At 58.6% G+C, this 10,427-nt stretch carries 11 protein-coding genes; all 11 read right to left on the bottom strand.

The window, feature by feature from the left end:
* A partial coding sequence (locus CJU81_RS23925) for an AAA family ATPase (protein ID WP_176464899.1) occupies positions 1–1,063 on the bottom strand: 1,063 nt, incomplete at its 3' end.
* Positions 1,064–1,303: 240 nt separating this feature from the next.
* On the bottom strand, positions 1,304–2,098 hold the full coding sequence (locus tag CJU81_RS22645) for a DNA adenine methylase (protein WP_095038336.1): 795 nt from the start codon (positions 2,096–2,098) through the stop codon (positions 1,304–1,306).
* A 150-nt stretch (positions 2,099–2,248) separates the two neighbouring features.
* The gene (locus CJU81_RS22640; protein ID WP_095038335.1) at positions 2,249–2,773 is read right to left on the bottom strand and encodes a lysis system i-spanin subunit Rz; all 525 of its coding nucleotides are present in this window, start codon (positions 2,771–2,773) and stop codon (positions 2,249–2,251) included.
* The gene (locus CJU81_RS22635) at positions 2,770–3,303 is read right to left on the bottom strand and encodes a glycoside hydrolase family 19 protein (RefSeq protein ID WP_095038334.1); all 534 of its coding nucleotides are present in this window, start codon (positions 3,301–3,303) and stop codon (positions 2,770–2,772) included. Before CJU81_RS22635 ends, CJU81_RS22640 begins: the two co-directional genes overlap by 4 nt.
* A 58-nt stretch (positions 3,304–3,361) precedes the next feature.
* Positions 3,362–4,405 carry a phage late control D family protein gene (locus tag CJU81_RS22630; RefSeq protein ID WP_095038333.1) on the bottom strand — a complete coding sequence of 348 codons (1,044 nt, stop codon included), beginning with the start codon at positions 4,403–4,405 and terminating at the stop codon, positions 3,362–3,364.
* 73 nt (positions 4,406–4,478) lie between these two features.
* Positions 4,479–4,685, bottom strand: coding sequence for a tail protein X (locus CJU81_RS22625; RefSeq protein WP_095038332.1), 207 nt, complete (start codon positions 4,683–4,685; stop codon positions 4,479–4,481).
* Positions 4,660–5,505: a phage tail protein gene (locus tag CJU81_RS22620; protein WP_095038331.1), complete on the bottom strand. Its 846-nt coding sequence runs from the start codon at positions 5,503–5,505 to the stop codon at positions 4,660–4,662. Before CJU81_RS22620 ends, CJU81_RS22625 begins: the two co-directional genes overlap by 26 nt.
* A gap of 9 nt (positions 5,506–5,514) precedes the next feature.
* Positions 5,515–8,247, bottom strand: coding sequence for a phage tail tape measure protein (locus tag CJU81_RS22615; protein ID WP_095038330.1), 2,733 nt, complete (start codon positions 8,245–8,247; stop codon positions 5,515–5,517).
* 145 nt (positions 8,248–8,392) lie between these two features.
* The gene (locus tag CJU81_RS22610; RefSeq protein ID WP_095038329.1) at positions 8,393–8,701 is read right to left on the bottom strand and encodes a phage tail assembly protein; all 309 of its coding nucleotides are present in this window, start codon (positions 8,699–8,701) and stop codon (positions 8,393–8,395) included.
* A 12-nt stretch (positions 8,702–8,713) separates the two neighbouring features.
* Positions 8,714–9,217 carry a phage major tail tube protein gene (locus tag CJU81_RS22605; protein WP_095038328.1) on the bottom strand — a complete coding sequence of 168 codons (504 nt, stop codon included), beginning with the start codon at positions 9,215–9,217 and terminating at the stop codon, positions 8,714–8,716.
* A 12-nt stretch (positions 9,218–9,229) separates the two neighbouring features.
* Positions 9,230–10,402: a phage tail sheath subtilisin-like domain-containing protein gene (locus tag CJU81_RS22600; protein WP_095038327.1), complete on the bottom strand. Its 1,173-nt coding sequence runs from the start codon at positions 10,400–10,402 to the stop codon at positions 9,230–9,232.
* Positions 10,403–10,427 lie beyond the last annotated feature (25 nt).

Here is a 10,427-nt window from a genome sequence, read left to right as displayed (position 1 = left end):
AGGCGGGAATGCCCAGTTTCGTGATTAGCATGCTCAGAAAAATTAACTGACTGTTGCACTTGTTCCTTGAGACCGCCCCCTCTCTCAGGGCCGATCCTCGATCCATCCAATGGACTCGGGTGGTTGGCCCACACGCTCTGACCAAACTGGGTGAGTGAGTACTGATAATTAATTTTGTTGCTGGAAAGGCAATAGCAGCCTTTTCTAGAGCAGAAATTAATCTCTCTTGCGTACCGGGATGCAAATGTGCGTCAGGCTCATCTATCAAAATTAAATTTGATTTGAATTTCAATAGATAGGTGAATATCTGCACTATCTGAAGAAATCCTGTCCCCGCCATTTCTAAAGGCTTCCATTGGAGCTTTATACTTCTGCCAGAAGTCCGCATGTCCGGGGTCCAAAATTTCGCATATATAATCGTATCTCTTAAAGGGTCAAACTTAACCCAGAATCTCGCTTCAGGAATAACCTTAGACACCCATGAATTCAGCTCTACCAGTTCAAAATATCCATCTATTTCAGGGTCACTGTCTTTTTTTAGTTCTAGGAGCATATGCCGCAGCACTGAACCTCCTTCGCCAGATGCCGCTTTTCGGTGAAGAACAGGAGTAGCCAATAAAGTTTCTGTTTCGGCGAGACCAGCAAGGCCTGGAATATAAGACGTGAGATGATTTTCTTGGTTTATTAATGCAGCACTCATTGGGCCTGTTATAGTAGCTATAACGCCGGCGTCATTTCTTGCCGAGCTTAATTCAATTGTAGTGTCATTATCGTGCTCATCTCTAAATCCGACAACTATTTTTGGGCTACCACTTCCATTTGTGATGCGGGTTTTATGTGCAAGCTGAACGTATTCTTTACTAGGCACATAGTCCATTTGCTCAAGGGTTAGTTTGCCCGTTGCATCCCTTAAAGCTGCGCACCTAACGGCCCAATGTATCCCTTTTAATACTGATGATTTCCCCGATCCATTAGCACCTACTAACACAGTCACCGGCCCTAGTTCGATCTCTGTTCTTTCATGTATCCGCATGAAATTTTCTAAAAAAACTGAATTAATCATTAATGAATTCCGTAATACTCTAAATGTACGATAAACAACATTCACCCACGCATGTCATATTGCCACCTTTTGAGAGTGACTTAAACAGACGCAATCAAGGTAAATGTGTTGTAGCCCTTACCGAAAAGCTAAAATCGTCCATCTCGGTATAGAATGATCTGAAAACCCAGAATAAATAATTATTGACAAAAGCAATCATCGCTCAACCTTAGCTAAAAGATCGATCAAAATCAGACTTCACTAAAACAACCCACCCAGATCACTAGGCATCCAGTTCATCACAATCAACTCCCCTGTAACCTCAGCCTTCCCCTGCCGCTGATTTGTGGTCGTGTAGCGGATCTCAGTCGTCTCAAAATGAAACCCCTCAAACACCCGACGAATGTCCGGGTGGTCATTGATGCTGACCATCACCTTGCCTTTGCAGCGCCGCATAAAGTCAGCCATGCGCTCGTAGTTTTCAAACGGGAAGTCCACGCCGTAGCCAGCGGTCTGCCAGTAAGGTGGGTCCATGTAGTGAAAGGTGTGCGGCCGGTCGTAGCGCTCTGCGCATTCAAGCCAGGGCAGGTTTTCGACGTAGGTACCTGCAAGACGCTGCCAGGCTGCAGACAGGTTTTCTTCAATGCGCAGCAGGTTGATTGCAGGAGCTGTAGTTGCGGTACCGAAGACATGCCCTGTGATCTTGCCACCGAAGGCATGGTGCTGCAGGTAGAAGAATCGGGCCGCACGCTGGATGTCGGTCAGGGTTTCCGGGCGGGTCATTTTTTGCCACTCGAAAATCTGCCGTGAGCTAAGGGCCCACTTAAATTGCCTCACGAATTCTTCCAGATGGTTCTGTACCACGCGATACAGGGTCACCAGATCTCCGTTGATGTCGTTGAGCACTTCGCATGGCGCGGGCTGTGGGCGCAGGAAGTACAGCGCCCCGCCGCCGGCGAAAACTTCGACGTAGCATTCGTGAGGTGGGAACAGGGGGATAAGGCGGTCGGCCAAGCGGCGTTTGCCGCCCATCCAAGGGATGATGGGTGAAGACATAATGTGCAAGACCTTTGCTGTATAGATAGACAGGTGCTAGGCTCGCTCCGCTTTGTGCACGAAGCAGGAGCCTTGACTGGACTTGCAGGAATGATCTGCGGGTTCGGTGGCCGGGCTGGATGTTGACGCATCCAGCTTTGGCCGCTCCTTTTACTTTGTGCCTGATACTTCTTTGGCGTAGGCCTGGCAGGCCTGCAGCGCGATCAGTCCTTGGTCGCCGTCGCCGGTGATTCCGATAATTCGTTGAGCATGCGCTGGGTCAAGTCGGGCTCTATGGGCGCCATAAACCACGCTGCCGGTGCCGGTGGTGGCTTGCACTCCGTCACAACCAGTTGCGGCGGCGTCGAGTTGGACTGACAGCCGCAGGTCAGCAGTAGCAAGGCGATCACGCAGGCGGGCTTGTTTGGTTTTCTCATCGGTCAGGGCTCGGTAATGGGATTGGTCACTGGCTGCCAGCCATTGCTCCAGGGCGAGGCGCTTGCCCTGCTCTGCCAGAATTTGCGCCGAGTTGGCATTGGCCAGATCGGTGCGTTCGGTTTGGTAGGCTGCTTCCTTAGCGGCCAGTTGCTGGCCGTAGGCGTTGGCCTGCCACTCCCATGCGGCCCACGCGCTACCCGCCATCAGGGCCAGGATGATCAGCAGCACCCCGCCCCACTTCACCGCATCGATCTTCACGCCAGCACCTTGAGCGCCCGGGCGTACAGCGCCTGCCGATCGGCCGCGCCGTTCTGGCCACCATTGATGCGTCGGGTGATCTTGTCGAACTGGCCCGCGTCGGCCAGGGTGTTGAGCCCCCTGGTCACCCAGAACCATGCTGCTGACATGCAGGCATGCTGTGGTTTCTCCAGCAGCTCGGGGTGGTTAATCAGGTCGAGTGCCAACGCTTCGCCGCACATGATGTAGTTGGCCCGGCCGGTGATCTGGATCAGGCCACGCCCCCGGTACTTGGAGCCGTCTCCGGCCACGGTGTTGCCCAGGTCTTTGCGGCCTTCGTACTTGGTTTGGGCTGCCGTTGGGCCCCAGATTTCTTTGACGTATTTAAGCTGGCCGGACTCGTGGCCAATCTGCGCGATAAACGCGGCTACGCGCTTGGAGCCAATGATCTGGTAACGCACCATTGCGGTGTTTAGCAGCGGCACAAAAACGCCGGCAACTTGGCCGGCGTTGGGGAGGATCTGCAGCAGTTGTTGCCGTGTAATCGACATGGGTTTGCCCTAACGATAAAACCCGCATAAGGCGGGTTGGGTGAATGTCTGCCGGGGGTTACAGCTCGATGACTTGTAGCGGCGCCTTAGCCTTGGTTTTCTTGCCTTTGGCCTTGGCTTTGCCCTGTTTGCCACCGTTGCATTCGACGGTGGTGGTCCAGCCGCTTTGGGTGAAGACCTGCTCGACCGAGTCCACCAGGTACTCGCCATCAAGGCCGGTTTTAAAGCCCTGGGCGTTGATGCTGCGTTCGGCAAACAGGTCGGTGCGGCCGGGCATTTCCAGGCGTACTGCAGCGGTGGAGCGGTTGAAGGCAGACAGCCGGGCCTTGGCCGCTTGTTCGGCGGCGGATTTGTTTGGGTAGATATGGCGGTCGGTGTGAACTGGCGGCAGGCCGTCCGGGGCTTGGTCGTTGTCCAAGGTGATGATGGCCAACTTGCCGGTTTTTTTGTCCTGATGCTGGGTGCTGACCGCTTTATGGGTGCTGCGATCCGCGAGGCGGAATTGCCAGCGGCTGACGTCGCTACGGGTCAGGGTGATCGCGCCCAGGACCTTGCCGCTTGCGCTCTGCCCGGCCTGGCGTTGCAGGACCAGTAGCTTGCCGTCTGCGACTTTGGCGGTGCAGTCGTATTGCCTGGCCAGCCGGGTGATAAAGTTGAAGTCTGATTCGTTGAGCTGGTCCACCCGGGGCACGACGATGGCTACCGGACACACGGGCTGCCAGCCGTTTCGTGCAGCCACGTCATTGACGATGCTGGCCAGGCTGACGTTTTCCCAACTGCCGCTGCGGGTGGTTTTGCCGCTGCCGCGCATGTCGCTGGCTTTGCCCCGGATCACCAAGGTATCCGGTGGGCCGGACAGTTCGACCTCGTCAACGGTGTAACGCCCCAAGCGGGTTAACGCGGTGCCGCTGTAGCCGAGAAAGACCTCAATGCTGGCCCCGCGACTTGGCAGTGATACTGCGCTATCGCGGTCATCGATACGCAGCTCAAAGTCGTCTGACTCCATACCGGGTTTGTCCGTTGTCCGCAGTAACAGCAGGCGGTCATTAATCAGCGAGGTGATGTCTGCACCGTCTGCAATGAGGCGAAAGGTTGGTGTCATAGGTAAATACCAAGCAAAAAAACTCGCCTGATAGGGCGAGCTAAAAATAAGCGTTACGCGTAACGAAAGATGATTAGCTCCACAGCATCACCACCTCATTACTCGGGGCTGGCAGATCCGGTAAGCAGATAACCACCCCTGCCCTGTACGGCTGCACCTCATCGGCCAGCCCCTGATTGGCATCGAGCACGGCCTCGACCGTGCCGTTGAGATGGCCGTAGTAGTTCTGGCAGATCGTGTCGAGCACGTCGCCGCTAGCGGTTCTGCAGGTCGTCGCCATAACGTACAAACTCCAGGGTAAAGGCTTGTTTGCGCGGGATGCCGCCTTGCAGGAAGGCGCCCTGCTCTTCTTCGATGCTTTTCAGGCACCAGTTGCCCAGCACTTCGCCGTAGCCCGTGGTCAGGCCCAGCGGCTGCAGTTGGGCGCCGATGCTGCGCAGGGTGTCCAGTTGTTTCAGCCCGCCTTTAAAGCCCGGGTAAATCGAGCCCTTGAGTTTGATCCGCTCTTCGCCCATGCCAATGGCCTGTTGGGCCGGTCGGCGTGTCAGGCGTTCTTGCGCGGCCCAGCGAAAGTCGGTGGTGCGGCTCAGTTCTTCAAAGGCGGCGGTGTCCAGGTTGAAGTAGTAGGGTTGGGATTGCGGTTTGAGCGGCTGGATGATCAGCAGGTGCGGGAAGGGTTTTACCGCTTCCACGGCCGGGGTCAGGTCTTTGCCGAAGGCGCCGGTGGGGATGATGTTGGCCAGGGCCGGGTTGGCATTGCCGGCGATTTTGTTGATCGCCGCCGCTGCCTTGCCCGCCTGTTCTTTCAGCGTGCCCAGGCGTTCCTCGATTTGCGAGGCCGCCCGGGTGGCGTTGTTGTAGGTGGCCACCACTGCCCCGACCTTGGCCTGGGCGGCGTTGACCCCGCGCACAAGCCGCTGCACCTTGGCCCCCACTTCAGGGCCAATAAACGGCAAGTCGTCCAGTGCTGAGGCGGCGCCAGTAATGTCGCTGATGGCGCCGTTAACCGGGCCCAGCATACCGTCCAGGCTACGGCGCCCGGTTACGCCGGCGGCGACCAGGTTTTTCAAGCCTGATTGCAGTTGTTCCACGTAGGCCATATGTGCTCCTTACCCGACATGCGGGGCGTCATAGAGGTTACGGCTCGACATCTGCTGGCCGATTTGTTCCATCTGCCGCTGCAGGTGCGGTTGCAGTTCCCGGGCCAAAGCGGCCGGGTCTTTGACATCGCCTTTTACGGTGATTTGCAGTGGCGCATGGATGTCGATTTTCTGATCGATCTTGGGTGGTGCGGCTTTGAGGATGGGTTCGATTTTCGGCGGCATGGCCAGCGGCCCTGTGGGGGCAGCGCTGGAGAACGAGCGCACGACATCACCCATTTTGGTTGCCCCGGGCAGGGTACGGGTCAAGCGCGGATCAAATGCCAGCGCCTTGACTACCGGCTCTGACGGTTTTTTATCATCTGCACCGAACCAGGATTTACCCAGGCTCGCGCCGATGGACTCACCGCCCATGCTGCCGAGGATGCCGCCGATCACGCCGCCGATAGCCGTGCCCAGAACCGGTACCACTGAGCCAATCGCCGCACCGGCTGCAGCACCCGCCAACGCTCCGGCCATATTACCCGCTGCTGCACCATAGCCTTCGGCCTTGGCTTCCTGCGTATCGGCATTCTGGAAGGTCTCGAGCGCACGCATGCCGCCCTCGATCAAGGCAGCACCGGGGATCAGTTTCCTGACTTTGCCTACTTTGCCGATCAACCCCATCGCCCGTGCAGCGCGACCGGGTGGTACCGGCGGAATGGGTGGCCGTGGGGGTACGGGTGGACGCGGTGGACGTGGCCCACCACCCGCGCCACCAGCCCGGCGTCGGCCAGTACGACCTCTGCCCCCGCGACTGCCGCTACGGCGCCCAGCACGACCTCCGGCGCCGCCCAAGCCACCGAAGGCGGCGGCGTTGACCACAAACACCCGTTGCGGCCCCGCTTCTTCACTGCCGCTCTCGCCGGTGCTGGCTTCGCGGAACACGTCCAGCACCTTGAGCCCGACATCCACCGGGTTAAAGCCTTTGCGCTCGCCCTCTTCGGCGTCGCCGTCCTGTTTGCCACCCAGCGCCTTGAGGCCAATTTCAGCCAGGTCCAGCACTTTTGAGCCCTTGCTCTCGTGCGGGCTGTCGCCACCGTCTTCGGCGTTGGTGACAAAGACTTTCTGCACCTTATTACTGTCACGACCACCCAGCGCGCCACGAGCAATGTTGATCAAGCCCTTGCCCATTTTGAATGCGCTGAATGCGGTGGCCACCAGGCCAATCGCACTGACTGCCAGGGTGGTGCCGCTGATCACTTTGGGGAACTCGCCAGCCAGCCCCGCAATGCTGGTACCGATTTTGGTCAAACCATCCGCCGCCAGATCCGTCAGCGGGCGCAAGGCATCACCGATGCTGATCATGGAGGCTTCCATGCTCGCCGCTGCCGAGCCCCATTTTGCAGCCGAGGCGCCACGGGCATCAGCGGCGTCTTTTTCGATCTTGGCCTGGCCGTCCGTGTCCTTGATATCGGCCATGTTCTGCTTGATGGTTTTGCCGTATTTGATCTGGGCCAGCAGGCCAGCACTGGAACTTTTATCGCTGACAATCGAGGCCAAACCGGCGGCCTCAATCAGCGCTACCATCGCCTGTTCTTCTTCAGCGCTGCCGTCCTTTGACGCTTGGATCTTGGCTTTGAGCGCCTCGACGCGCTTGGCTTTTTCCGGGTCCTGCCGGGCGATCAACTTTTCGCTGAGCATGATAAAAGCTTCGACCGGGTTGGCCGCTTTGCCGCTTTTGGTGGCTGCCAGTATCGACCCGGTCAGGTCATAGCCCGCCTGTGCAAAACGCTTCTGACTGGTGCTGCTGATCACGGCGTTGAGCAGGTTGTCCATGTTGGTGGCCGCCGCAGCCGCATCTTGTGTCTGGGAAAACTGCGATTGCAGGCTGGCCCCGAGAAAACGCACCGCCTCCGGGCCTTCCATGCCCAGGCGTTTGATGGTGCCCAACAGCGCCGGCATGTACTTGGCCATGTCCTTGGGGCCAAATGCGCCAATATCACCGGCCGCCGCGACCTGTCCGAGCATGGCGCCCATGTCTTCCTTGGCGACGCCCGCCTCTTTAAAGGCGCTGAACAGGGTGGCGATGGTTTCGGCTTCCATGCCCTGGCCGTCGACCAGATCCGCGATCAGTGGCGCGTAATCCACCGACTCTTCCCAGCTGATGCCCTTTTCAATCAGGCCACTGACGGCACTGGCCAGTGCCTTCTGGCTCATACCTTTTTGGGTCGCGACCTGGGTGATTTTGTCAGCCATCTGCTTTTCAGCGTCGGTGCCGGCCGTGTGCGCCCAGATCGCCATTTGCCGGATTTGTGCCTGGTAGTCCGCCGATACCTTGGTGGGCACCGCGACCGCTGCAATGCCAATCGCGGCTTTGCCCAGGGTGTTTTTTATCCCGGCCCGCCCCTCGTTGAATTGGGTATGACCTTTGGCTTTTAGCTCGGCACTGCGGGCGGTTCGGCCCAATACCTGGTAAGCCCGGTCAAGCCGCCCGACTTCTACGCCCTGCTTGCGCAGGCTGTCGAGGTTGGCGTTGAGGCGGGTCAACAGCATGGACGCACCGGCGGCGCCGCTGTCGTGGGCGGTTTTCCACTCGTTGCGCAGGCGGATGGTGTCGCCGATCTGGCGTTGCATGACCCGGGCTTTGGCCCCGGTGGCTTCAAGCTTTTTGATTCGGCCTTCAACATCTTTAAAGGCGTTGCCCACGGTAGCGCTGACAGCCCCGCCAATGACGAGGCCGAGCGCGAGTTTGTTCGCCATATGTTCGCTCTGCCTGGGTGTGCGGCTGGTGACTCAATCCGTGAGCCACCAGACCATTTCCGAGAACGACATGGCCATGATCTCGGCGGCGGAAAAACGGGTTTCCGCCGCCAAGCGCTTGGCCAGGTATTTCAAGGTCGCGGGGTTACAGTTCGTCTTCGTTGACCAGACGAAAATAGCCGTCCTGTATCCGCTGATAATCCAGCAGCTTCAGGTCTTCCAGGTCAGTGACGCCGACCTCGGCCAGGCTGGCAAACAGTTGCATTTCACGCTTTTCAGCATCGTTGCCAAAGGTGGCCTGAGCGGTGCGCACATCGCGCACCGTCGGGGCACGCAAGGTGATCTTGTCGGTTTTAACGCTGTTCAGCGCAGTCGGGTAACGCAGGGTCACGGTGACGCCTTCGTCGCTCAGGTTGAGCCAGGCGGGGGTTTTCTTTTCAATTAACGAGGTCATGGGGTTATTCCTTTAGAGGCCCAGGGCGATGCGTACATCGGTCATTTGGTCGACGCCATCAATCACGCGCACGCAATTGACCATGTCGATTTCGTACATCACGCGGCCATCGATTTCCAACTTGTAGTATTGGAGCGCCATGGCGAACTTGTTCTCGGCCTTGTCGCCGGGTTTCCAGTCGCCCATGTCGACCTCTTTGAGCATGCCGCGCATCGTGGCGATCACCGGGGTGACCTTGCCCCCGAGGCCTTTGAATGCACCGCGAAACACCGGGTTGCAGCGGGTCTGGTCGGCCAGGCCGAAGTATTTCAGCGACTCACGGCGCACGCCGGTGGTGACGAAACTGGCTTCCAGTTTCTCCAGGCCCATGTCCATCTCGATTTCGCCGCCCATGCCGCCGCCCCGGAACGAGTCGGTTTTGACGGTGAGCTTGGGCAGGGTCACAGACGGCACATCGCCGGCAAAACTGACCCCGCCCATAAACAGATTGGTGTCGAACAGCACTTGAGGAATCATTAAGCGGCCTCCTTAGGCGGCGGTTTCCAGCCCTTCGGTCAACCATTGGTTGGTGACTTCCACACGGAAAATAGGGTTCTCGGCAGGCGGCACGTCGGTGAAACGAATGTTCCAGTACACCTTGCCCTGCTCCAGCTGGCTGGCCGTGTTGAGCACGGGGTCGGCAAACACTTCGAAGTTGATCACCGCGCCCAGGTTCTTCAGGTCGCGCATAAACGCGTCGAGACCGTCCGTCACGTCCTTGACATAGGTTTTGGTGATCGAGCGGTCGACTGCCCATTTGTGCCCCGCCAGAATCGCGTCCATCACGATGTCGAGGGTGCGCACGCGGGTCACAAACGACCACTTGGCATCGGCCGACAAGGTGCGGTTGCCCCACAAGCGGTAGCCGCCATCGCGGATGATGGTGCTGATATTGGCGTTGTTGAGCAGGTTGGCGCGGCAGGTTTCGTCACCGTCAAGAAACTCGATCGGGCGTGTAGTGCCGGTGATGCCCACCAGCTCCTTGTTCGACGGCGAGGCCCAGAAGCCGTACTCGGTGTCGGTCCAGGCGAACAGGCCCGCCGCAAAGGCCGAGGCTGGGGCGTCAATGGTCTTGCTGGTCACGGTGTCCCACTGCTGCACACCCGGGTCGACCATATACACGCGCTTGCTGCCAAATTGATTGGCATAGGCCAGCGCGGCTTCGTCAGTGGTGTTGGGGCCGTCAACAATGGCAATGGCCCGCAGTTTGCCGGCTAGGGCATCCATCGCCGTGGCCACGGCCTGGGTGGCGGAATGTTTGGGCGCGATCAGCAGCCGCGGCTGGGCGTTGAAGCGGCTTTTGCCGTCGAGCAGCACTTGCAGGCCGGTACGCTGACCCGAGGCCAATACCCCGCCGATAATGGCCGAGGTTTGCAGCGCCGGGTCTTCCAGCTTGGCGACGCCACAGGCAACGATCACGGCCTTGGCGCGGATAAACACGGCCTTGGCGGCGCGGGTGATGGCCGCGTCTTCGCCAAATGCGGCGATGGCTTCACGCTCGCTGGTCAGCAGTACCAGGTCGTTGGGTTTGGCCGATGCCGCCGGGCTGACGGTGAAGGTGTCACACAGGCCGATGATCGAGGTGGACGGCAGCGCAATGGTGCGCGCCCCGGTATCGACCAGCGCGACGGTGACGCCGTGAAAACGGCTGGTGGTGCTCATAAAGTCATTCTCCAGAAACGACAAA

The organism is Pseudomonas fragi, assembly GCF_002269505.1.
GTDB classification, from domain to species: Bacteria; Pseudomonadota; Gammaproteobacteria; order Pseudomonadales; family Pseudomonadaceae; genus Aquipseudomonas; species Aquipseudomonas fragi_D.
The sequence above is the reverse complement of the archived record's forward strand: the minus strand, read 5'-3'. Positions and strand labels throughout refer to the sequence as shown.